Here is a 22,729-nt window from a genome sequence, read left to right as displayed (position 1 = left end):
TCAGTCGCGCACGTAAATGATTTCCGGGCCGTCTTCGTCGTCCTCGAAATCATCGTCCCAGGCATCGTCGTCGTCGCCGATGTCGTGCACGCTCTTGACGCCAGTGCGACGCAGGGTACGGGCGTCGTCCAGGGCCTGCAGCTGGGCACGGGCTTCGTCTTCGATGCGCTGGTCGAGGTCGGCCAGTTCTTCGGCGTAGGCCGGGTCGTTGGCCAGGCGGTCGGCGCGGTCTTCGAGGTAGCGCATCAGGTCGTGGCTGAGCTTGTCGGTGCCCTGCTTGGAGATGGCCGAGATCACGTAGACCGGGCCTTCCCATTCCAGGCGGTCGATCACTTCCTGGACGCGCTCGTCGCGCTCGTCGTCCATGACCATGTCCGCCTTGTTCAGCACCAGCCAGCGCTCACGCTCGGCCAGCGACGGGCTGAAGCGGGTCAGCTCGTTGACGATCACTTCGGCGGCATCGGCCGGGCTGCTCTCGTCCAGCGGCGCGATGTCGACCAGGTGCAGCAACACGCGAGTACGCGCCAGGTGCTTGAGGAAGCGGATACCCAGGCCGGCACCGTCGGAGGCACCTTCGATCAGGCCGGGAATGTCGGCGATGACGAAGCTTTTCCAGCGGTCGACGCTGACCACGCCCAGGTTCGGTACCAGGGTGGTGAACGGGTAGTCGGCGACTTTCGGCTTGGCGGCCGACACCGAGCGGATGAAGGTGCTCTTGCCGGCGTTCGGCAGGCCCAGCAGGCCGACGTCGGCCAACACCTTCATTTCCATCTTCAGGTCGCGCTGGTCGCCCGGCTTGCCTGGAGTGGTCTGGCGTGGCGCACGGTTGGTGCTGGACTTGAAGCGGGTGTTGCCCAGGCCGTGCCAGCCGCCTTGGGCGACCATCAGCTTCTGGCCAGGGGTGATCAGGTCGCCGATCACTTCCTGGGTCGAGGCGTCGATCACGGTGGTGCCGACCGGCACGCGCAGGAACAGGTCTTCACCCTTCTTGCCGGTGCAGTCGGTGCTGCCACCGTTGGAGCCGCGCTGGGCTTCGTGGTGACGGGTGTAGCGGTAGTCGACCAGGGTGTTGAGGTTTTCGTCGGCCACCATGTAGACCGAACCACCGTCACCGCCGTCGCCACCGTTGGGGCCGCCGTTCTCGATGAACTTCTCGCGACGGAAGCTCATGCAACCGTTGCCGCCGTCACCGGCCTTGACCCGAATGGATACTTCGTCAACAAACTTCATTCAAAACCGCCTCTCGCCTGTGGGCGAGTTGAATACTGAAAAACCTGAGGCTCTTGCAAAAATGAGCGCGGCGGCCCCGTACGACCGTAGAAACCCACGCCGGCAGCCCAAACAAACAGCTTTGCAAGAGGCTCACCACAAACGAAAAAGCCCCGTCGCATGACGGGGCTTCTGGAGCGACGTCGCGATCAGGCGGCGACGATGCTCACGTAACGGCGCATGAACTCGCCTTTTTTCTCGAACTTGATCACGCCTTCGATCTTGGCGAACAAGGTGTGATCCTTGCCCATGCCAACGCCGTAGCCAGCGTGGAATTCGGTGCCGCGCTGACGGACGATGATGTTGCCTGGCTTGATAACCTGGCCGCCATACATCTTCACGCCAAGGCGTTTCGATTCTGAGTCGCGACCGTTACGAGTACTACCACCAGCCTTCTTGTGAGCCATGGTTCAATTCTCCAGTAGATTCAGGGGAACCGGGCGATTAAGCCTGGATACCGGTGATTTTGATCTCGGTGAACCACTGGCGGTGGCCCATACGCTTCATGTGGTGCTTACGACGACGGAACTTGATGATGCGAACCTTGTCGTGACGGCCTTGCGAAACGACTTCGGCAACCACTTTAGCGCCGGCGACGACTGGTGCGCCGATGGTGACTTCTTCACCGTTGGCAACCAGCAGAACGCGATCGAAGGTCACGGATTCGCCAGTGGCGACTTCCAGTTTCTCGATCTTGAGGAATTCACCTTCAGCGACTTTGTACTGCTTGCCGCCGGTAACGATTACTGCGTAAGACATGGTATTTCTCCGATAATCCTGCTCACCCAGCGCTTTATATGATGAGTATTGGCTGGCATGGCTGCATGGGGCTGGAACGGCCCTGTGCAATTGCGTAAGGCAGGTGCTGCCCAGGAAGTTAGGGTGCGCGATTGTACGCAACCGGAGTTTTGCTTGCAAGGGGTGCCCCCTTCCCTCAGGCACCGCGCCTTGACACACCGGGACCCGCGACCTAGCATGCCGCGCAACCTCACTGGAGCAACCGATGCAACCCCAATCTTTCTACCGCGCGGTCGCTGACGATTTCAGCGCCGTCGACGAGATCATCAAGAAGCAGCTGACCTCGCGCGTGCCGCTGGTATCGAAGATCGGCGATTATATCACTTCGGCCGGTGGCAAGCGCCTGCGCCCACTGCTGGTGCTGCTGTGCGGCAAGGCCTTGGGCCGCGAAGGCGACGACCTGCGCCTGCTGGCCGCGACCATCGAGTTCCTGCACACCGCCACCCTGCTGCACGACGACGTGGTCGACATGTCCGGCATGCGCCGTGGCCGCTCCACCGCCAATGCCCTGTGGGGCAATGCGCCAAGCGTGCTGGTGGGCGACTTCCTCTATTCGCGTTCGTTCGAGATGATGGTCGAGCTGGGCTCGATGCCGGTCATGCAGATCCTTTCCAAGGCCACCCGGGTGATCGCCGAAGGCGAAGTGCTGCAGCTGTCGCGAGTACGCGACGCCAGCACCACCGAAGAGGTGTACATGGACGTCATCCGCGGCAAGACCGCGATGCTGTTCGAGGCGTCGACCCACAGCGCCGCGGCGCTGGCCGGTGCCAGCGAGGCCCAGCGTGAAGCCCTGCGCACCTTCGGCGACCACCTGGGCGTGGCCTTCCAGCTGGTCGACGACCTGCTCGACTACGAAGGCGACGCCGAAGCCCTGGGCAAGAACGTCGGCGACGACCTGGCCGAAGGCAAGCCGACCCTGCCGTTGATCTACACCATGCGCGAAGGCACCCCGGAGCAGGCGGCGCTGGTGCGCCAGGCGATCCAGAAAGGTGGCCTGGAGGACCTCGAGTCGATTCGCCAGGCGGTCAAGGATTCCGGTGCACTGAAGTACACCGCGGAACTGGCGCGTGACTACGTCAAGCGGGCGATCGAGTGCCTGGAAGTGCTGCCGGCGGGTGAATGCCGGGATGCACTGGTCGAGCTGAGCGAGTTTGCTGTAGCCCGTACCCACTGACAGACCGAGTCGCCTTCATTCGCGGGTAAACCCGCTCCCACAGGGCCCCCACAAGCCCTGTGGGAGCGGGTTTACCCGCGAATGCATTTGTACGGACAAAAACACTTCAACGGCAAAACCTTATACAATGTGGGCTTTTAACCGCCCGTCTGTTTAAGGATCCGAAGTGAGCACGCTGCCACCCTGCCCCAACTGCAATTCCGAATACACCTACGAAGATGGCGCCCAGCTGGTTTGCCCCGAGTGCGCCCACGAGTGGTCGGCCAACGGCGAAACCGAAGCCGCCGGCGATGACGTGGTGAAAAAGGATGCGGTGGGCAATACCCTGCAGGACGGCGACACCGTCACCGTGATCAAGGACCTCAAGGTCAAGGGCTCGTCCCTGGTGGTCAAGGTCGGCACCAAGGTCAAGAACATCCGCCTGTGCGACGGCGACCACGACATCGACTGCAAGATCGACGGCATCGGCGCGATGAAGCTCAAGTCGGAATTCGTGCGAAAGGTCTGATTACAAAATCCGCCAATTGGCGCTTGCTATTCTGATAATAAGAATTATTCTCATTGGAAACCGCTATCCAAGGAGAATAGCCATGACTTATCTGATCGACGCCTGGCTGGACCGCCCCCACCCTTACCTGCGCATTCTTCACCGGGAAACCGGTGAGGTGTGCGCGGTGCTCGAGCAGGAAGCGCTCGACGAGCTGCGTGACCAGGGTGACCTGGATTTGAACGGGTTGAATTCGAGCGAGCCGATCGTGCTCAAGGAGCTGGTGCGTAATCTGTTTCTGTTCTGCTATGCGCGGGCGTTGCGCCCCGGGGGAACGGACTGGAATTGAGGCTGGCAGGCCCGGCCTCTTCGCGGGTAAACCCGCTCCCACAGGGGAACGCTAATCACTGTGGGAGCGGGTTTACCCGCGAATGGCCTTGAGCAGGTCTTACAGAACGTCGAGCAGCTCGACGTCGAACACCAGGGTGCTGTGCGGCGGGATGCTGCCAACGCCTTGGGCGCCGTAGGCCAGCTCGCTCGGCACGTACAGGCGCCATTTGCTGCCAGCGTTCATCAGCTGCAGGGCTTCGGTCCAGCCAGCGATCACGCCGCCAACCGGGAATTCGGCCGGCTGGCCACGGTCGTAGGAGCTGTCGAACACGGTGCCGTCGATCAGGGTGCCGTGGTAGTGGGTGCGCACATTGCTTTCGCGGGTCGGCTTGGCGCCTTCACCTGCGGTCAGCACTTCGAACTGCAGGCCCGAAGCCAGGGTGGTGATGCCGTCACGCTTGGCGTTCTCGACCAGGAATTCCTTGCCGGCAGCAGCGGCGGCTTCGGCCTTGGCGGCAGCTTCGGCTTGCATCACTTCGCGGATGACCTTGAAGCTGGCCGACAGGTCGGCTTCGCTGACGCGGCTGTCGGCACCGTTGAAGGCGTCGGTCAGGCCAGCCAGGATGGCTTCCAGGCTCACGCCTGGTGGCGGGTTGTCACGCAGTTGGCCGCCCAGCTGACGGCCGATGCCGTAGCTGACGCGCAGTTCGTCGGTGGACAGGTTGAGTTCGGACATGGTCGTGCTCCACTGCAGGACGCAGCGAGGCCGCGCCCTTGATGAAAAGGGCGAGCAGCCTAGCACACTGGAAGCGGCGCGAGCAGCTACCAGGCCGAACGCTGGGAAATCGGGACCTTGAGGTCTTCCTCGGGGTGCGAGCCCATGCCGCACATTTCGTCCTGCACCGACCAGTGCACCAGGTTCATCGAAACCATCGGGATGGTCTTGAGCACGGTGCGCGCGTCTTCCACCGAACGCACCCGCAGGCGCTGACCGCTGTCGTCGGCCAAGGGGTGGGCATGGCCTTTGACCCGGGCCTCGAGCAGGTAGTCGCCACCTTCGATGGCAATCAGGTTGAGTTCGTCGACGTGGCCGGCCCTGGCCTCGGTGTTGAGTTGATGTAGATTCATGAGATCACCTCGCGATGGGAACCACGCATGAGTGCTCATTTTTTGTACGGGGCGGGGGATTACACAAGGTATTGCTGACGCCGCTCGTCAGTTGGACCGCGTCGCCTGCTTCGCGGGTAAACCCGCTCCCACAGGTACTGCGCAAAGTTCGAACCTGTGCGGTACCTGTGGGAGCGGCTTTAGCCGCGAAAGGGGCCTGCCAGGACTCAGTGCTTGGTCAGCTTGTCCAGGTAGCCCATGCAGAAGGCCGAGACCACGAAGGTCATGTGGATGATCACGTACCACATCAGGTAATCGGTGGAGATGTTCTGCGCATCCATGAACACCCGCAGCAGGTGGATGGAGGAAATCGCCACGATCGACGCGGCGACCTTCATCTTCAGCGACGAAGAGTCCATCTTGCCCAGCCAGTTGAGCTTTTCCTTGCTCTCGTCGATGTCCAGCTGCGAGACGAAGTTCTCGTAGCCCGAGATCATCACCATCACCAGCAGGCCGCCCACCAGCGACATGTCGATCAGCGACAGGATCACCAGGATCAGGTCGGCTTCGCTGAGGGCGAAGACGTTGGGCAGCACGTGCACGACTTCCTGGAAGAACTTCAGCGCAAGCGCCAGCAGGCCAAGGGACAGGCCAAAGTAGATAGGTGCGAGCAGCCAGCGCGAGGCATACATCGCATTTTCGAGAATACGTTCCATGAAGGGTTTGGGACTCGTCAGGTGACTGAAAAAGCGAGCGCGAGTATAGCCAGCCATCTGTGACAGCAAAAGCCTAAGCGGCTACTGCCCTGCCCTTTCAGGTTTCCGGATGAAACTGGTAGTCCCCCAGGTTGCGACAGCGCTCGCCATTGATCCGGCGCAGTTGTGCCTGCAGGTGCAGGCACCAGATCTGCGGATCCTCGGCCACCTGGTACCCGTGCAGGGTCAGGCTGTCGACGATGGCACTGAGCACCGATTCGGCCACCAGCGGGCCATGGAACGGCCCCTGGGCCTTGATGGCCGAGGGTTGCTCACCGGCCATGCCGGCGGCGAACAGCAAGGTCCACATGCCGTTGTCGCCGGCCAATGGACGGATGCTGCATTCGATGCGGGTCACCAGGCCCAGGCACTGGCGAGTAAGGCTGAGGTTGCGCATGGCCGCGTCCCCTCCAATGAGCCCTGTGTCAGCCCGGAACACCCAGGCTGTTTCCATCCTGAACCCTGATACCGTCCTAAGTTCCAGCATAGAAGAACGGCAGGAAAAGATGGAAAACCGGCGCTGAACGGTAGCACATGGCCGCCAACGCCGATTTATTGACTCAGGCCGGCTTGGCCTGGGCAATCACCTCTTCCAGGCGCTCCTTTTCTGCCTTCTCGATCTCTTCCTCGCTGATCATCTCGGCGATCTCGCGCAGGCGCTCGACCACGCGGGCGTTGACGCTGCCTTCGCTGAACTGGCCCTTGTCGTCCAGCTCACCGGCGTCCTCGCCCACCAGCAGGCTCAGCGCCTCGTCGGCCTGGCTCACCGCGTAGACGTGGAAGATGCCGCTCTCCACCGCCTGCAGCACACGCTCGTCGAGCATCAGCGTGGCAACGTTGGCGCGCGGGATGATCACCCCTTGCTCGCCGGTCAGGCCACGGGCCTCGCAGAGGCGGAAGAAGCCCTCGATCTTCTCGTTGACCCCACCCACCGCCTGCACTTCGCCGAACTGGTTGATCGAGCCGGTGATGGCGAAACACTGCTTGAGCGGTGTGCGCGACAGTGCCGAGATCAGCGTGCAGGCCTCGCCCAGGGACGCACTGTCGCCGTCCACGTAGCCGTAGGACTGTTCCAGGGCGATGCTGGCGGAAATCGCCAGCGGGAACTCCTGGGCATAGCGGCTGCCCAGGTACCCGGTGAGAATCATCACGCCCTTGGAGTGGATCGGCTGGCCGAGGTTGACCTCGCGCTCGATGTCGACGATGCCGCTGCCGCCCGGGTACACGGTGGCGGAAATGCGCGCCGGCATGCCGAACGCCGAATCGCCGACTTCCAGCACGGTGAGGCCGTTGCACTTGCCGATGGCCGCGCCTTCGGTGTCGATCAGGATGATGCCGGCGAGCATGTCGTCGAGCACCCGCTGCGACACACGCCCGGTGCGCGTGGCCTTGGCCTTGAGCGCACGCTCGATGTGGCCGGCGTCGGTCATTTCGTCACTGGCCAGCTGGCGGATGAAATCGGCTTCGCTGACCAGCTGGAACAGGTCGCCGATGCGTGCCGACAGGCGCGACTGGTTTTCCGCCAGGCGGGCGCTGTAGGTGGCCAGGCGCGCCACCGCGTCGCTGGTCAGCGGCGCCATGCCTTCTTCGTTGGTGCGGGTGCGCAGCAACTGGGCGAACTGCTCGAGGTTCTCGTCGACCATCGGCATGTCTTCGTCGAAGTCGACCAGCACGCGGAACATCTCCTGGAAGTCCGAGTCGTGGTCCTGCAGCGCGTAGTACAGCTGGCGCGAGCCGATGATCACCAGCTTCACGTTGAGCGGGATCATCTGGGGCTGCAGGCTCACCGTGGCGACACGGCCCAGTTCGCCGATCGGCGATTCCATCTTCAGCTTGCGCGACTGCAGGGCGCGCTTGAGGGCGTCCCAGACGAACGGCTCGCCGAGCATCTTCTCCGCTTCGAGGATCAGGAAGCCGCCGTTGGCGCGGTGCAGCGCCCCCGGGCGCAACTGGCGGTAGGAGGTGTACAGCGCGCCCTGGTCGGTGCTGTATTCGATGCGGCCGAACAGGTTGTCGTAGGTCGGGTGTGGCTCGAACACCACCGGCGCGCCGCCATCGGCATGGTGGCCGACCACCAGGCTCGGCGCGTACTGCTCTTCGAGCAGTTTGCGCGCCACGGCGTCGGTCTTGCTGTCTTCGACCAGTTGCTCGACCACAGTGCGCAGCAGGTTCAGCTGCACGGATTGCAGGTAGGCGCAGACCGCTGCGTTCTCCGCGTACTTTTCCGACAACGGCGCCAGCAAAGGCTGCAGGGCCAGGGTGATGGTTTCTTCGTTGAGCTGGCGCAGCTGATTGTTCGATTCGCGCTTCCACTGGGGCAGGCTGGCCAGCTCTTCGTTGAGGCGCTCCTCGAGCAGGGCGATGTCCTCGTGGAACTGCTCGCGCACCTCTTCCGGCAGCTGGGCGAACTCGGCTTCGTCCAGCGCCTTGCCGTCGGCCATCGGAGTGAAGGCGACGTTGCTGGCGTCGCGGTACAGGGCCACGTCCTTTTCCAGCGAGGCGCGCTCGATCACGTCCAGGGCGCGGTCGTAGCGCTGGTTGAAGGCGCGGTCGATGGCGCCCTTCTTCTGCTGGTAGGACGGGTGCTCGAAGACCGCCGGGAAGGTCGCCAGCAGGTTGTCGATCAACCCGCCCATGTCGCTGATGAACGCGGCTGCGCTGCCGGACGGCAGCTCCAGGGCGCGGGGCTCGCGGGTATCGTCGAAGTGGTTGACGTAGACCCAGTCGGCCGGGGTGTGCTGACGCTTGCCCTCGGCCTTGAGGTAGCGTTTGACGAACGAGAAGCGGCCGGTACCGGGCTCGCCCATCACATACACGTTGTAACCGGGGCGCGGCATGGCCACGCCGAACTGCAGGGCCTCGACAGCACGTTCCTGGCCCAGGACTCCGCGAAACGGCTCCAGATCGTCGGTATTGGTAAAGGCAAACTGCTCGGGGGAGAAACGCCGGGTCAGGGCTTCAGGCGCGAGACGCAGGCGCGCAGCGACAGGATCGGGCATTGGGTTTCCTTACTTCGGCGGGGCAGATACGCAGCATTCTGGCGCTGCCCGCGCGCGCCTTGCAAGGCTCGGCAGGACTTTATGTCGCAGCCGGGATAGCGTCATGTACGTGCAAATTTTTCGCAATCAACAACGCAACCTTTAGATCGTGCCTAAACTCCAAGCTGCGCGGGTGGGTGAAACGCTTTCCCGACCTGGCAACCGAGTTGCCAGTAACCCTGACCCTTGGTTAAGACAAATAGAGAACAACTGCTATGAAACGGATTCTTCTGGGTACTCTGTTCACCGTGGTCTCCCTCAACGCCCTGGCCGAAGCACCAGGCGGCCCGAACTGCGGCTGGGGCAACATGCTGTTCGAAGGCCAGCGCGGCACCCCGGCCCACTTCCTGGCCTCCACCACCAACGGCACCTCCGGCAACGCCACCTTCGGCATGACCTCGGGCACCAACGGCTGCTCGACCAAGGCTTCGCTGACCTACGGCGGCAAGTCGTGGTTCGCCATGAACGGCATGATGAACGAGCTGTCCGAAGACATGGCCATGGGCCAGGGCGAAGCCCTGACCACCTACGCCGTGGTCCTCGGCGTGGCGCCGGAAGATCGCGGCTACTTCGCCTCGGTCACCCACCAGCACTTCAACCAGATCTTCAGCAGCGCCGACGTGACTGCCGAGACTGTGCACAGCAACACCCTGGCCGTTCTGAAGAACGACCCACGCCTGGCCAAATACGCCACCGAGGCCTGAGTGCAGTTGTTCCCGCCCCAGCCTCTGGGGCGGGCTTGACCTTTTTTCGGCATCGTTCAGAAGTAGTTGCCCGATATGCTCAAACGCCTCGCTTACCTGGCGCCGCTGGCCTGCGCCACCGTTCATGCCGCGCCCGCGCTCGATGACAGCCGCGTGCAACAGTTGGCCAACACCCCGTACTGGATCGCCCTGGGCCATTACGAAACCGCCAAGCTCGGCGGCTGGCGCAGCTATGTCGACGACCGCAAGTTCTTTCTCGCCGACGACGGCGCGCATCACCCGGACCAGGAGCTGCGGGCCACGGTGCAGGCGCTGTACGCCCCGGCCAATCTGGGCGACAAGCATGCCCAGTGCGTGTTCCCCGCGCGTACCCGCTGGCTGCGCGAGCAGCTCGACCTGCACGACCTGCCGCAACCGGACTGCCAGGAATTCAAGACCTGGTACCAGTCGATCGACCCGCACAGCGCCGCGCTGATCTTCCCGGCGGCCTACCTGAACAGCCCCTCGTCGATGTTCGGCCACACCTTGCTGCGCATCGACCAGTCCAGCACCCGCAGCGACGACACCACGCTGTTGAGCTACGCGATCAATTTCGGCGCCTACATCGAGGGCAGCGACAACAGCATCCTGTATGCCTGGAAAGGCCTGATGGGCGGCTACCCGGGCCTGTTCGCGCTGATGCCCTACCAGGAAAAACTCTCCGAATACCGCAGCCTGGAGAACCGCGACCTGTGGGAATACCAGCTGGACCTGACGCCCCAGGAGACCGGGCGCATGGTCGAGCACGTGTGGGAGCTGAAGCAGGTCCAGTTCGACTACTTCTTCTTCGACGAGAACTGCTCCTACCGCTTGCTGGAACTGCTGCAGGTGGCCCGGCCAAGCCTCGACCTGACCTCGCAGTTCCCGCTCACCGCCATCCCCACCGACACGGTCAAGGCGGTGAAACAGTCGGGCCTGGTCGCCAGCGAGACGTACCGGCCCTCCCGCGAGCGCGAGTTGCTGGCCCGCGCCGAACCGTTGGATATCGATGAAAAACACCAGGTGCTGGCGGTGAGCGCCGACACCACGCAATTGCACAGCCCCGCCTTCCAGGCCCTGCCCCGCGAGCGCCAGGCCCTGGTGCAGGACGCCGCCTACCGCCTGGAGCGCTACCGGGCCAACGGCCAGGAACGCGACCCCGGGCAGGCCAAGCGCAGCTTCGAGCTGCTGCGGGCGATCAACGCCAACCCGCCGCCCCCCTTGCAGATCGAACGCCCCGGCCTGCCCGAGGACGGCCACGACTCGCGCACCTGGCAGTTGGGCGTCGGCACCCGCGAAGACCGTGCCTATGCCGAGTACGGCCTGCGCATGGCCTACCACGACCTCAACGACAACGCCGATGGCTTCCCCCTGGGCGCACAGATCGAGATCCTCCAGCTCAAGCTGCGCCAGTACGAAGGCAACGACTGGCAGGTGCAGCGCCTGGACCTGGCCACCATCCGCTCGCTGACCCCGCGCAACGAATTGCTCAAGCCTTGGTCCTGGCAGGTGGCAGGCGGCCTTGAGCGGGTGCCGGGCAAGCATGACGACGAGGTGCTGGTAAGCCATGTGAATGGTGGCGCCGGTGGCACCTGGCAGCTGGCCGACGGCTTGCTGGGCTTTGCCCTGGGCACGGTGCGGGTCGAGCACCACAACGACTTCTCCCAGTTCATCGCCCCGGCGGCGGGGTTCAATGGCGGGCTGTTGTGGCGCAACGGGCTGGGCAACATGACCCTGGAGGCCAAGGGCGATTACTTCACCAATGGCGAAGTGCGGCGCAGCCTGAGCCTGAACCAGCAGTGGGAGATCAGCCAGAACCTGGGGCTGAGGTTGAGCGCCTCGCGGGAATTCAGCCACCTGGCGACGGCGCAGAATGAAGTGATGCTGGAGGTGAAGTGGTATCACTACTGACGCGGCCATTGCTGGAGCGACTGCCTTACTCGATGTCTAAAAGCGGGCGCGATCCCTGTGGGAGCGGGTTCACCCGCGAACACGGGCGAAGCCCGTGCCATCCATCGCGGCGCCTGCTTCGCGGGTAAACCCGCTCCCACACTGACCGCATGAAGGCCGGCAATGTGATCCAACCGACTCTTTGACACTGTTTTGACAGCCCCCCGACAAACCGCCACCTAGACTTTGCGGTATCTCCCCAAGGGTCCAGGTGGTCATGTCGCGGTACGTGTTCGGCTTGTGCGTTGCCTTGCTGCTGGCGGGTTGCGAAACCACCCACGAGCAGATGGTCAGCCACGGCTATCCCCCCGCCTATGCCGACGGTTTCCAGGACGGTTGCAGCAGTGGCCGCCAGGCGGCCGGGCTGATGGTCGGCGCGTTTCGCAAGAACGTGCCGCGCTACCTGCACGAGCGCCCGTATGAAAGCGGCTGGGACGACGGCTTCCGCCAGTGCCAGGCGATGCAGAACAGCGAGGACGAGCGCCAGTACCGCGAACGGTTCTGGGATGAGCGTGATCGCCAGTGGCAGCAGGAAAAGAACCGCGACGAGGGGCGCGCCTACCGCCGTAATTGAGTCGCAAACGGACATTCACTGAAACCGCCAACCTGCCACCATGGTCTCCTGTACCAGGAGGCCTCCATGAGCCGAGCATTCGTCAACGAAGACCAGGCTGCCGCCCAGGCGGACCAGCCGGTGGAGCGGCGCGTCAGCGACCAGCCCAACTACGTCACCGCCAATGGCCTGCGCCAGCTGCAACAGCGGGTGGCCGAGCTCAATGCCTTGCGCAGCGAATTGCAGGCGCTGGGCGAGCGTGCTGACAAGCAGCGACTGGCCGATACCGAACGCGACCTGCGCTATTTCAGCGCGCGGGTGCAGAGTGCCCAGGTGGTGCCAGCGGCGACGTCACGCAGCAAGGCGCAGATCGGTAGCCGGGTGCGGTTCGTCGATGAACACGACCAGGAACAGGTGGTGCAGCTGGTGGGCGAGGACGAGGCCGATGCCGGGCGCGGGATGATCAACTGGGGCTCGCCGCTGGGGCGGGCGTTGCTCGGGGCGGGGCCTGGGGATGAGGTGGTGTGGCGCAGGCCGGTGGGGGATCAGCTGATCGAAGTAGTAGCCATCGAGAATGATGCCTGAGAAATTCATTCGCCCTCTTCGCGGGTAAACCCGCTCCCACAGGGATAGCACCGGGCCGAAGCCAGTGGAAACCCTGTGGGAGCGGGTTTACCCGCGAAGAAGCAAACGCGGATCTTTTTAGACCACGCCTTGCGCCAGCATGGCATCGGCCACTTTCACGAAGCCCGCAATGTTCGCGCCCTTCACGTAGTTGACCGTGCCATCGGCCTCTTCACCGTAATGCACGCAGGCATGGTGAATCGACTGCATGATGTGGTGCAGCTTGCTGTCCACTTCACCGGCAGTCCACAGCAGGCGCATGGCGTTCTGCGACATCTCCAGGCCCGACACGGCCACGCCACCGGCGTTGGACGCCTTGCCCGGCGCATACAGGATGCCCGCTTCGATGAACAGGTCCACCGCCGCCAGGGTGGTCGGCATGTTGGCGCCTTCGGCCACACAGATGCAGCCGTTGCGCAGCAGGGTGCGGGCGTCTTCCAGGTCCAGCTCGTTCTGGGTGGCGCACGGCAGGGCGATGTCGCACGGCAGGCTCCATGGAGTCTGGCCCTTGCGGAACTCCAGGCCGAACTGCTCGGCCAGCGCACTGATGCGGCCGCGCTTGACGTTCTTCAGCTCCATCAACGCATCCCACTGGGCGTCGGTCAGGCCAGCTTCGGCGTACAGGGTGCCTTCGGAGTCGGACAGCGAAATCACCTTGCCGCCCAGGTCCATGACCTTGCGCGCAGCGTATTGGGCAACGTTGCCGGAACCGGAGATGGCCACGCGACGGCCATCGATGCGCTGGTCCTTGCGCTTGAGCATTTCCTCGGCGAAGTACACGCAGCCATAGCCGGTGGCTTCAGGGCGGATCAGGCTGCCGCCGTAGGTCATGCCCTTGCCGGTCAGCACCGAGGTGAACTGGTTGGCCAGGCGCTTGTACTGGCCGAACATGAAGCCGATCTCGCGGGCACCGACACCGATGTCACCGGCCGGTACGTCGCAGTCTGCGCCGATGTGGCGGTACAGCTCGCTCATGAAGGCCTGGCAGAAGCGCATCACTTCAGCGTCGCTCTTGCCTTTCGGGTCGAAGTCCGAGCCGCCCTTGCCGCCGCCCATGGGCAGCGAAGTGAGGGAGTTCTTGAAGGTCTGCTCGAAGGCCAGGAACTTGAGCACGCTCAGGTTCACCGACGGGTGGAAGCGCAGGCCGCCCTTGTACGGGCCGATGGCGCTGTTCATCTGGATGCGGTAGCCGCGGTTGACCTGGACCTTGCCCTGGTCATCCACCCACGACACGCGGAACAGCACCGCGCGCTCAGGCTCGACGATGCGCTCGAGGATGCCGGACTGCAGGTAGTGAGGGTTGGCTTCGAGGAACGGCCACAGGGTGCGCAGCACCTCTTCCACCGCCTGGTGGAATTCCGGTTGGCCGGGGTCGCGTTGCTGCAGGCGTGCGAGGAAATTGTCGACAGATTCGATCATGATAGACATCTCACCAAGAGGATTGGACTTATTGGTTTTTTCCGGAATGTACCAAGAAGCAATCGCACTGGAACAGGGCAGAATGTCGTTTTTATGAAATTATTTGGTGCGTTTTATATAAATGTATACAAAACCACCCTTCACTGAATCGCTTCTTCGCGGGTAAACCCGCTCCCACAGGGGTCGTGCACAAGCCTTGCAGGCATTGAATTTCCTGTGGGAGCGGGTTTACCCGCGAAGAAGCCAACAGCGCTTTTCAGCCAGGCACAAAAATGGGGCCGACGATGGCCCCATTCCTGTGCATCAAAAGCCTGGCTTACTGGGCCAGCTTCTTGTGCCGTACACGGTGCGGCTGTGCAGCGGCATCGCCCAGGCGCTTCTTGCGGTCGGCTTCGTACTCGGTGTAGTTGCCTTCGAAGAACTGCACGTTCGAGTCGTCTTCGTACGCCAGGATGTGGGTGGCCACACGGTCCAGGAACCAACGGTCGTGGGAAATCACGATGGCGGCGCCGGGGAAGTCCAGCAGGGCTTCTTCCAGGGAACGCAGGGTTTCGACGTCGAGGTCGTTGGACGGTTCGTCGAGCAGCAGGACGTTGCCGCCCTCCTTCAGGGTCAGGGCCAGGTGCAGGCGGCCACGCTCACCACCGGACAGGTCCTTGACGAACTTCTGCTGGTCGCCGCCCTTGAAGTTGAAGCGGCCGACGTAGGTGCGCGACGGGATCTCGTAGTTGCCGATCTTGATCATGTCGGAACCGTCGGAAACCTGCTGGAACACCGTCTTGCCGCCGTCCAGGTCCTCGCGGCTCTGGTCGACGCAGGCCAGCTGCACGGTTTCACCGATCTCGATGCTGCCCGAGTCCGGCTGTTCCTTGCCCATCAGCATGCGGAACAGGGTCGACTTACCGGCACCGTTACCGCCGATCACGCCGACGATGGCGCCTTTGGGCATGGCGAACGACAGGTTGTCGATCAGCACGCGATCGCCGTAGCCCTTGCTGACGTTCTTGAACTCGATGACCTTGTCGCCCAGGCGTGGGCCGGCCGGGATGTAGATCTCGTTGGTTTCGCTGCGCTTCTGGAATTCCTGCGACTGCATTTCCTCGAAGCGCTGCAGGCGGGCCTTGGACTTGGACTGGCGGGCCTTGGCGCCTTTGCGCACCCACTCCAGTTCCTCTTTCATGGCCTTCTCGTGGGCGCTCTGCTGCTTGGATTCCTGCGCCAGGCGGTCCGACTTGGCTTCCAGCCAGCCCGAGTAGTTGCCTTCGTACGGGATACCGGCACCGCGGTCCAGCTCGAGGATCCAGCCAGCGACGTTGTCGAGGAAGTAACGGTCGTGGGTGATCGCCACCACGGTGCCCGGGAAGTCGTGCAGGAAGCGCTCCAGCCAGGCCACCGAGTCGGCGTCCAGGTGGTTGGTCGGTTCGTCGAGCAGGAGCATGTCGGGGGCCGACAGCAGCAGGCGGCACAGGGCCACACGGCGCTTCTCGCCACCGGACAGGTGTTCGATGCGCGCGTCCCAGGCCGGCAGGCGCAGGGCGTCGGCGGCGACGTCCAGCTGGCGCTCGAGGTTGTGGCCGTCGGCGGCCTGCAGGATGGCTTCGAGCTTGGCCTGTTCGGCGGCCAGCTTGTCGAAGTCGGCGTCCGGGTCGGCGTAGGCAGCGTAGACCTCGTCCAGGCGAGCCTGGGCGTCCTTGATCACGCTGACGGCTTCCTCGACCACTTCACGCACGGACTTGGTCGGGTCCAGTTGCGGTTCCTGGGGCAGGTAGCCAACGTTGATGTCGGGCATCGGGCGTGCTTCGCCGTCGAATTCCTTGTCGACGCCCGCCATGATCCGCAGCAGCGTCGATTTACCGGCGCCGTTCAGGCCGAGCACGCCGATCTTGGCGCCAGGGAAGAACGACAGGGAAATGTTCTTGAGAATTTCCCGCTTCGGCGGCACGACCTTGCTCAGCCGATGCATGGTGTAGACGTATTGAGCCAAAACCAAGCCCTCTAATCAGATAGGTAAAGACATCGACGATCGCCCTGGCGGATGGCCAAGGGGATGTGTTGACGGGGTGTAGTGAAGAAAGTGGACCATTCTACGCCAACGCGCGGCGTTGCACAGGGTGGTCGGCGGGTGGGGTGGGATCGGGGTGATCCTGGGAGGTCTTAATTGTCTGTGCTGGCCTCTTCGCGGCTAAAGCCGCTCCCACAGGGATATCACCGCCCTTGAGGGCATGTGGGAGCGGGTTTACCCGCGAAGAGGCCGGCGAAGGCTCAGACGTGACGCTGCTTGCCCGCCTTGCCCCGCGGCAGGCGGCAGCGGTCGCCCTGCTCGGCCAGGCGTGCGGCATAGGCGGCCTTGACGCTGAAACCACCGCTGCGGGCCGGTTGTTCGGCCGCCTTGGCAGGCTTGGCCGCAGCAGGCGTATTCACAACCTTGCCAGCGGGCTTGGCCACGGCCGCCACAGGTGCCGCCTCTGCGGGTGCCGCCTTGGCGGTCTTGCGCAGTTCAGCCAGCGATGGCGTCTTGTTTTTCGCGGCCGCAGCCGCCTCTGGCTTGACCAGCGAGCGCTGGCACGATTTGCAGGATACGTCCGCGGTCACGGCAGTGCTGACAAGGGTCTGACTGCTGCGCCCACAGGCGGAATCGAGGCCATTGGAGGAAAAGTGAGTAACCAAATCCGAACATCTCCGATGCGTTGTCATGTGAAGCGGGCGGCATTCTCGCACAGGAAGCAGGGCCTTGCCGAACACCCCACCCGCACCGCGACCACTGGCACTCGTCACACAAAGCTGGCACATAGCCATAATCACAGGCATGCTAGCCCGTTTCGGGCGTCCGCCCCGCGTGCACCACTGCGGCATACACCGTGCATGTTCCCTCCCTGCCATCGCCAGCCCAATCGCAGGACCGACGCTTGACCAATCTCAATCATCCATCCCCGCTGAGCACCGCCCCCACGGCCACGGTCACTTCGCTGCGCGGTTCGGTGAAGGGTGCGCTGGCGCTGCTGGCCCTGATTCTGCTGGGCTTGCTGCTGTGGCAGCTGTTCGCCCAGTTCCGCCACACCCAGGCCGAGCAGCGCCAGCAGACCCTGGTTGCCAGCGCGGAACTGGCCGACCACCTGAGCCTGAACATGGCGCTCAAGGCCCAGCAGGCGCTGAATGTGGTCCAGCCCTACGTCAAGGCGCCGTCACCTGCCGCCCTGCCCAGCCTGCTCGGCACCCTGCGCGAACGCCTGCCGGCCTTGCGCGAGCTGGCCTGGCTGGACCACAGCGGGCAGCTGCGCAGCGACAGCCTGGCCGGCAGCCCCGACCGTCAGTTGATTGACGAACTGCTGCAACTGAACCAGGGCCGCAGCTACTTCTTCGCCAACTCGGCGGACAACCGCACCGTTTACCTGCTGCTGCGCCAGGCCGCCGAGCAGGACCGCGGTTACTGGCTGCTGCGCCTGTCCAACGCCTACTACCATGACCTCACCGGGCACCTGGACGGCCCCTCCCACCCGCTGTGGCTGCTGGAAAACAGCCGCAATGGCGAGGTGCTGGAGCGTCACGCCCCGGCCCACACCAGTGGCGAGCCACTGCAAAGCGTGTTGCTGGCGTACATCGACAACAGCGCCTGGCAACTGCGTGGCCTGTTCGACGCAGGCCTGGCCCAGCAGAAGCTGCTGCCGGCACTGCTCGGCAAGTGCCTGCTGGCGTTGTTCTGCGCCCTGTTGCCGGTGTTGGCGCTGTTCAACATGCGCCGCCGCCAGCGCGCCCTGCAAGAGGACCGCCGGCGCTACCAGGAAATCTTCGAAGGCACCGGCGTGGCCCTGTGCGTGCTCGACCTGTCTAGCCTGCCCGGGCAGCTCGACCGCTACCACCTGCGCAACCACGCCGCGCTCAAGCAGAGCCTGGCCCTGGACCCGAACCTGCGGCGCACCCTGCTGCTGGAGCTGAAGATCACCGAAATCAACCAGGTGGCGCGCCAGCTGCTCAACGTCGACTGCCACGAAGGTGCCTGGCAGCGGCTGATCGACGGCAGCGGCGATGGCCGCGAAAGCATCGGCATGCAACTGATCGACGCGCTGATCGAACAACGCCCGCTGCTGGAACTGGAGGTACGCCTGCCCGCGCCGCTGGGCGGCGAGCTGCACCTATGGCTGATGGCGCGCCTGCCGGAGCAGCGCCGCGACTACCAGGCGGTGATCCTCAGCATCAGCGACATCACCAGCCGCAAGCAGGTCGAGCTGTCGCTGCTGGAGCGCGAAAGCTTCTGGTCGGACGTGGTGCGCACCGTGCCCGACCAACTCTACGTGCAGGACGTGTTCAGCCAGCGGATGATCTTCAGCAACCGCCACCTCGGCCAGACCCTCGGTTACGACCGCACCGAACTGGCCCAGATGGGCGACCGCTTCTGGGAGTTGCTGCTGCACCCCGAGGACGCCGCCGAATATCGGGCCATGCGCCAGCGCCAGCGCGACAATGGCCACAGCCAGTCGCTGCACACCCAGCTGCGCTTCCGCCACCGCGACGGCGGCTGGCGCTGCTACGACATCCGCGAGCAGGTACTGACCCGCGACGGCGATGGCCAGGTCACGCGGATCATCGGCGTGGGCAAGGACGTCACCGTGCAGATCGAGGCCAGCCAGTCGCTGCGTGACAGCGAGCAGCGCTACCGCATGCTCGCCGAAAGCATCAGCGACGTGATCTTCTCCACCGACAGCCAGCTGCAGCTCAACTACGTCAGCCCCTCGGTGCACGCCGTGCTGGGCTACCAGGCCGACTGGATCTTCAGCAACGGCTGGCAATCGATCGTCGCCAACCCGGCCCAGCTCACCGGCATCTACAGCTTGCTGGAGCGCGTCAGCCGGGCCATGGGCGACAGCGCGCAGCTGGCCCAGCTGCGCCAGCACCTGCCCACCCAGCTGTTCCTGTTCGACTGCCTGCGCGCCGACGGGCGCAAGATCCCCATCGAGCTGCGCCTGGTGCTGGTGTGGGACGAGCACGAGCGCTTCGAGGGCGTGCTGGGCGTGGGCCGCGACATCAGCCAGCAACGTCGCGCGGAAAAAGACCTGCGCATGGCCGCGACGGTGTTCGAGCACTCCACCTCGGCCATCCTCATCACCGACCCGGCCGGCTACATCGTGCAGGCCAACGAGGCCTTCAGCCGGGTCAGCGGCTACGCAGTCAGCGACGTGCTCGACCAGCTGCCAGGCATGCTGGTGGTGGAAGAGCAGCAGGAAGGCCACCTGGGCTACATCCTCAAGCAACTCAACCAGCGCCGCAGCTGGGAAGGCGAAGTATGGCTCCGCCGCCGCGCCGGCGACCACTACCCGGCCTGGGTCGGCATCACCGCGGTGCTGGACGACGAGGGCGACCTGGCCAGCTACGTGTGCTTCTTCACCGACATCAGCGAGCGCAAGGCCAGCGAGCAGCGCATCCACCGCCTGGCGTACTACGACGCCCTCACCCACCTGCCCAACCGCACGCTGTTCCAGGACCGCCTGCACACCGCGCTGCAGCAGGCCGAGCGGCAAAAGGCCTGGGTGGTGCTGATGTTCCTCGACCTCGATCGCTTCAAGCCGATCAACGACTCCCTCGGCCACGCCGCAGGCGATCGCATGCTCAAGGACATGGCCCTGCGCCTGCTGGCCTGCGTCGACGACGACGACACCGTGGCGCGCATGGGCGGCGACGAGTTCACCCTGCTGCTGCAACCGCGCGCCAGCCGCGAGATGGCCCTGAACAGCGCCATCCATGTGGCCGAGAACATCCTCGCCAGCCTGGTGACGCCGTTCGTGCTCGAGGGCCGCGAGTTCTTCGTCACCGCCAGCATCGGCATCGCCCTCAGCCCGCAGGACGGCAACGAGCTGAGCCAGCTGATGAAGAACGCCGACACCGCCATGTACCACGCCAAGGAGCGCGGCAAGAACAACTTCCAGTTCTACCAGGCCGAGATGAACGCCAGCGCCCTGGAGCGCCTGGAGCTGGAAAGCGACCTGCGCCACGCCCTGGAGCAGAACGAGTTCATCCTCTACTACCAGCCGCAGTTCAGTGGCGACGGCAAGCGCCTGACCGGCGCCGAGGCCCTGCTGCGCTGGCGCCACCCGACCCGCGGCCTGGTGCCGCCGGGCGATTTCATCCCGGTGATCGAGGAGCTGGGCCTGGTGGTGGACATCGGCGACTGGGTGCTGCGCGAGGCCAGCCGCCAGCTCAAGGCCTGGCACAAGGCCAAGGTGCGGGTGCCGAAGGTGTCGGTGAACATCTCGGCGCGGCAGTTCTCCGACGGCCAGCTGGGCACGCGCATCGCCACCATCCTCGACGAGTCCGGGCTGCCGCCGGCGTGCCTGGAACTGGAGCTGACCGAGAGCATCCTGATGCGCGAGGTCAACGAAGCGCTGCAGATCCTCGCCAGCCTGAAAAACCTTGGCCTGAGCATCGCGGTCGACGACTTCGGCACTGGCTACTCGTCGTTGAACTACCTCAAGCAGTTCCCGATCGACGTGCTGAAGATCGACCGCACCTTCGTCGACGGCCTGCCCGAGGGCGAGCAGGACGCGCAGATCGCCCGGGCGATCATCGCCATGGCCCACAGCCTCAACCTGGCGGTGATCGCCGAGGGCGTGGAGACCCACGAGCAGCTGGAATTCCTGCGCGAGCATGGTTGCGACGAGGTGCAGGGCTACCTGTTCGGGCGGCCGATGCCGGCGAACCAGTTCGAGGCGCAGTTCGCCAACGAAACCCTGTTCATGTTCCAGTAACCCGCCGCAGCCTCCAGTAACCCCTGTGGGAGCGGGTTCACCCGCGAACACCGGCGCAGCCGGTGCCATCCACCGCGTCGCACTCTTCGCGGCGGTTCGACGCCTCGATGAACCCGCTCCCACAGGGGCCCGCGTCGCGGCTGAAATCCAGGTGAAAAAAGCGGACCTCCAAGTCAACTCCAGCCCAGAAACGGCGCGGGATGCAACATGAGGCCCATTGGTCCGCGACTTGACGCCACTTCATATGCCAGGCGCGGATCAATCGGTTAGAATGCCCCCCCAAATTACCCCGATCCTTGAGGACCGCCATGTTCAGCCGTGATTTGACCATTGCCAAGTACGACGCCGAGCTCTTCGAAGCCATGCAGCAAGAAGCCCTGCGCCAGGAAGAGCATATCGAGCTGATCGCTTCGGAAAACTACACCAGCCCGGCAGTCATGGAAGCTCAGGGCTCGGTCCTGACCAACAAGTACGCCGAAGGCTACCCAGGCAAGCGCTACTACGGTGGTTGCGAGTACGTCGACGTCGTCGAGCAACTGGCCATCGACCGCGCCAAGGAGCTGTTCGGCGCCGACTACGCCAACGTCCAGCCGCACGCCGGCTCGCAAGCCAACGCCGCTGTCTACCTGGCCCTGCTGTCGGCCGGTGACACCATCCTGGGCATGAGCCTGGCCCACGGTGGCCACCTGACCCACGGTGCTTCGGTGAGCTCGTCGGGCAAGCTGTACAACGCCATCCAATACGGCATCGACGGCAACGGCCTGATCGACTACGACGAAGTCGAGCGCCTGGCTGTCGAGCACAAGCCGAAGATGATCGTCGCCGGCTTCTCGGCCTACTCGCAGGTGCTGGACTTCGCCCGCTTCCGCGCCATCGCCGACAAGGTCGGTGCCTACCTGTTCGTCGACATGGCCCACGTCGCCGGCCTGGTTGCCGCTGGCGTCTACCCGAACCCGGTGCCGTTCGCCGACGTGGTCACCACCACCACCCACAAGACCCTGCGCGGCCCGCGCGGCGGCCTGATCCTGGCCCGTGCCAACGCCGACATCGAGAAGAAGCTGAACTCCGCCGTCTTCCCTGGCGCCCAGGGCGGCCCGCTGGAGCACGTGATCGCCGCCAAGGCCATCTGCTTCAAGGAAGCGCTGCAGCCTGAGTTCAAGGCTTACCAGCAGCAAGTGGTGAAGAACGCCCAGGCCATGGCCGAAGTGTTCATCGAGCGTGGTTTCGACGTGGTGTCCGGCGGCACCCAGAACCACCTGTTCCTGCTGTCGCTGATCAAGCAGGAAATCTCCGGCAAGGACGCTGACGCGGCCCTGGGCAAAGCCTTCATCACCGTCAACAAGAACTCGGTGCCGAACGACCCACGTTCCCCGTTCGTCACCTCGGGCCTGCGTTTCGGCACCCCAGCCGTCACCACCCGTGGCTTCAAGGAAACCGAGTGCCGCGAGCTGGCCGGCTGGATCTGCGACATCCTGGCCGACCTGAACAACGACGCGGTGATCGACGCCGTGCGTGAGAAGGTCAAGGCCATCTGCAAGCAGCTGCCGGTGTACGGCAACTGATTGGCAAACGCCTGACGTGAAAAAGCCCGGCCCAGTGCCGGGCTTTTTCATTTCTGCGGATTCGCAGCGCCACCATGAAATCCTGTGGGAGCGGGTTTACCCGCGAACACGGGCGGAGCCCGTGCCAGCCACCGAGTCGCCTGCTTCGCGGGTAAACCCGCTCCCACAGGGGCGGTGCCAGACGGCAAAATCGAGCAACCCGCC

Annotated in this window: 20 protein-coding genes; 9 read left to right on the top strand and 11 right to left on the bottom strand. The window is 64.2% G+C overall.

Features of this window, described 5'->3' with window-relative positions:
* The 3 genes from cgtA to rplU all read right to left on the bottom strand — a co-directional run bounded on the left by cgtA (nt 1) and on the right by rplU (nt 2,028).
* Nucleotides 1–1,230, bottom strand: coding sequence for an Obg family GTPase CgtA (gene cgtA / locus ACIP21_RS23710; protein WP_400692841.1), 1,230 nt, complete (start codon nt 1,228–1,230; stop codon nt 1–3).
* 188 nt (nt 1,231–1,418) lie between these two features.
* Nucleotides 1,419–1,676 (bottom strand): 50S ribosomal protein L27, encoded by a 258-nt coding sequence (gene rpmA, locus ACIP21_RS23705; protein WP_003247464.1) that lies wholly within the window; start codon nt 1,674–1,676, stop codon nt 1,419–1,421.
* A gap of 37 nt (nt 1,677–1,713) precedes the next feature.
* A complete protein-coding gene (rplU, locus tag ACIP21_RS23700; protein WP_003247466.1) occupies nt 1,714–2,028 on the bottom strand; it encodes a 50S ribosomal protein L21 in 315 nt (104 codons plus the stop codon).
* A gap of 244 nt (nt 2,029–2,272) precedes the next feature.
* Between rplU and ACIP21_RS23695 the strand changes: the two genes are divergently transcribed.
* From ACIP21_RS23695 to ACIP21_RS23685, 3 genes are all read left to right on the top strand, one after another.
* Complete coding sequence (locus tag ACIP21_RS23695) at nt 2,273–3,241, top strand: polyprenyl synthetase family protein (protein ID WP_400692840.1); 969 nt, start codon at nt 2,273–2,275, stop codon at nt 3,239–3,241.
* A 166-nt stretch (nt 3,242–3,407) separates the two neighbouring features.
* Nucleotides 3,408–3,749, top strand: a complete 342-nt coding sequence (locus ACIP21_RS23690) for a zinc ribbon domain-containing protein YjdM (RefSeq protein ID WP_400692839.1) — start codon at nt 3,408–3,410, stop codon at nt 3,747–3,749.
* Nucleotides 3,750–3,831: 82 nt separating this feature from the next.
* Nucleotides 3,832–4,077, top strand: a complete 246-nt coding sequence (locus ACIP21_RS23685; RefSeq protein ID WP_400692837.1) for a hypothetical protein — start codon at nt 3,832–3,834, stop codon at nt 4,075–4,077.
* Nucleotides 4,078–4,176: 99 nt separating this feature from the next.
* On the opposite strand, the gene ACIP21_RS23680 is transcribed toward ACIP21_RS23685, so the two are convergent.
* The 5 genes from ACIP21_RS23680 to ACIP21_RS23660 form a co-directional block, all read right to left on the bottom strand.
* Nucleotides 4,177–4,794: an FKBP-type peptidyl-prolyl cis-trans isomerase gene (locus tag ACIP21_RS23680; RefSeq protein WP_400692835.1), complete on the bottom strand. Its 618-nt coding sequence runs from the start codon at nt 4,792–4,794 to the stop codon at nt 4,177–4,179.
* Between the two features lie 86 nt (nt 4,795–4,880).
* The gene (locus tag ACIP21_RS23675; RefSeq protein ID WP_400692832.1) at nt 4,881–5,186 is read right to left on the bottom strand and encodes a DUF6482 family protein; all 306 of its coding nucleotides are present in this window, start codon (nt 5,184–5,186) and stop codon (nt 4,881–4,883) included.
* Between the two features lie 206 nt (nt 5,187–5,392).
* Nucleotides 5,393–5,881: a TIGR00645 family protein gene (locus ACIP21_RS23670; protein ID WP_003247486.1), complete on the bottom strand. Its 489-nt coding sequence runs from the start codon at nt 5,879–5,881 to the stop codon at nt 5,393–5,395.
* A gap of 97 nt (nt 5,882–5,978) precedes the next feature.
* The gene (locus ACIP21_RS23665) at nt 5,979–6,317 is read right to left on the bottom strand and encodes a hypothetical protein (RefSeq protein WP_400692830.1); all 339 of its coding nucleotides are present in this window, start codon (nt 6,315–6,317) and stop codon (nt 5,979–5,981) included.
* 163 nt (nt 6,318–6,480) lie between these two features.
* Entirely contained in the window at nt 6,481–8,919 is a 2,439-nt protein-coding gene (locus ACIP21_RS23660; RefSeq protein WP_400692828.1) for a Lon protease family protein, read from the bottom strand.
* 254 nt (nt 8,920–9,173) lie between these two features.
* Here ACIP21_RS23660 and ACIP21_RS23655 point away from each other — a divergent pair, with 254 nt between their 5' ends.
* The 4 genes from ACIP21_RS23655 to ACIP21_RS23640 all read left to right on the top strand — a co-directional run bounded on the left by ACIP21_RS23655 (nt 9,174) and on the right by ACIP21_RS23640 (nt 12,768).
* Complete coding sequence (locus ACIP21_RS23655) at nt 9,174–9,662, top strand: DUF3015 domain-containing protein (RefSeq protein ID WP_054887210.1); 489 nt, start codon at nt 9,174–9,176, stop codon at nt 9,660–9,662.
* A 75-nt stretch (nt 9,663–9,737) separates the two neighbouring features.
* A complete protein-coding gene (locus ACIP21_RS23650) occupies nt 9,738–11,591 on the top strand; it encodes a DUF4105 domain-containing protein (protein WP_400692825.1) in 1,854 nt (617 codons plus the stop codon).
* A 256-nt stretch (nt 11,592–11,847) separates the two neighbouring features.
* Nucleotides 11,848–12,204 carry a hypothetical protein gene (locus ACIP21_RS23645; RefSeq protein ID WP_400692823.1) on the top strand — a complete coding sequence of 119 codons (357 nt, stop codon included), beginning with the start codon at nt 11,848–11,850 and terminating at the stop codon, nt 12,202–12,204.
* 66 nt (nt 12,205–12,270) lie between these two features.
* Entirely contained in the window at nt 12,271–12,768 is a 498-nt protein-coding gene (locus ACIP21_RS23640; protein ID WP_400692821.1) for a GreA/GreB family elongation factor, read from the top strand.
* 117 nt (nt 12,769–12,885) lie between these two features.
* Here ACIP21_RS23640 and gdhA read toward each other — a convergent pair whose 3' ends face one another.
* The 3 genes from gdhA to ACIP21_RS23625 all read right to left on the bottom strand — a co-directional run bounded on the left by gdhA (nt 12,886) and on the right by ACIP21_RS23625 (nt 16,893).
* A complete protein-coding gene (gene gdhA / locus ACIP21_RS23635) occupies nt 12,886–14,226 on the bottom strand; it encodes an NADP-specific glutamate dehydrogenase (RefSeq protein WP_400692818.1) in 1,341 nt (446 codons plus the stop codon).
* A 316-nt stretch (nt 14,227–14,542) separates the two neighbouring features.
* Nucleotides 14,543–16,210, bottom strand: a complete 1,668-nt coding sequence (gene ettA, locus ACIP21_RS23630) for an energy-dependent translational throttle protein EttA (protein WP_400692815.1) — start codon at nt 16,208–16,210, stop codon at nt 14,543–14,545.
* A gap of 278 nt (nt 16,211–16,488) precedes the next feature.
* Complete coding sequence (locus tag ACIP21_RS23625; RefSeq protein WP_400692813.1) at nt 16,489–16,893, bottom strand: hypothetical protein; 405 nt, start codon at nt 16,891–16,893, stop codon at nt 16,489–16,491.
* A 239-nt stretch (nt 16,894–17,132) separates the two neighbouring features.
* Here ACIP21_RS23625 and ACIP21_RS23620 point away from each other — a divergent pair, with 239 nt between their 5' ends.
* Together ACIP21_RS23620 and glyA are read left to right on the top strand one after the other, a co-directional pair.
* Nucleotides 17,133–20,963, top strand: a complete 3,831-nt coding sequence (locus ACIP21_RS23620) for an EAL domain-containing protein (RefSeq protein ID WP_400692810.1) — start codon at nt 17,133–17,135, stop codon at nt 20,961–20,963.
* Nucleotides 20,964–21,271: 308 nt separating this feature from the next.
* Entirely contained in the window at nt 21,272–22,525 is a 1,254-nt protein-coding gene (gene glyA, locus ACIP21_RS23615) for a serine hydroxymethyltransferase (RefSeq protein ID WP_400692808.1), read from the top strand.
* Nucleotides 22,526–22,729 lie beyond the last annotated feature (204 nt).

It is taken from the genome of Pseudomonas sp. NPDC089401 (genome assembly GCF_044749485.1).
Taxonomy (GTDB): domain Bacteria; phylum Pseudomonadota; class Gammaproteobacteria; order Pseudomonadales; family Pseudomonadaceae; genus Aquipseudomonas.
The sequence above is the reverse complement of the archived record's forward strand: the minus strand, read 5'-3'. Positions and strand labels throughout refer to the sequence as shown.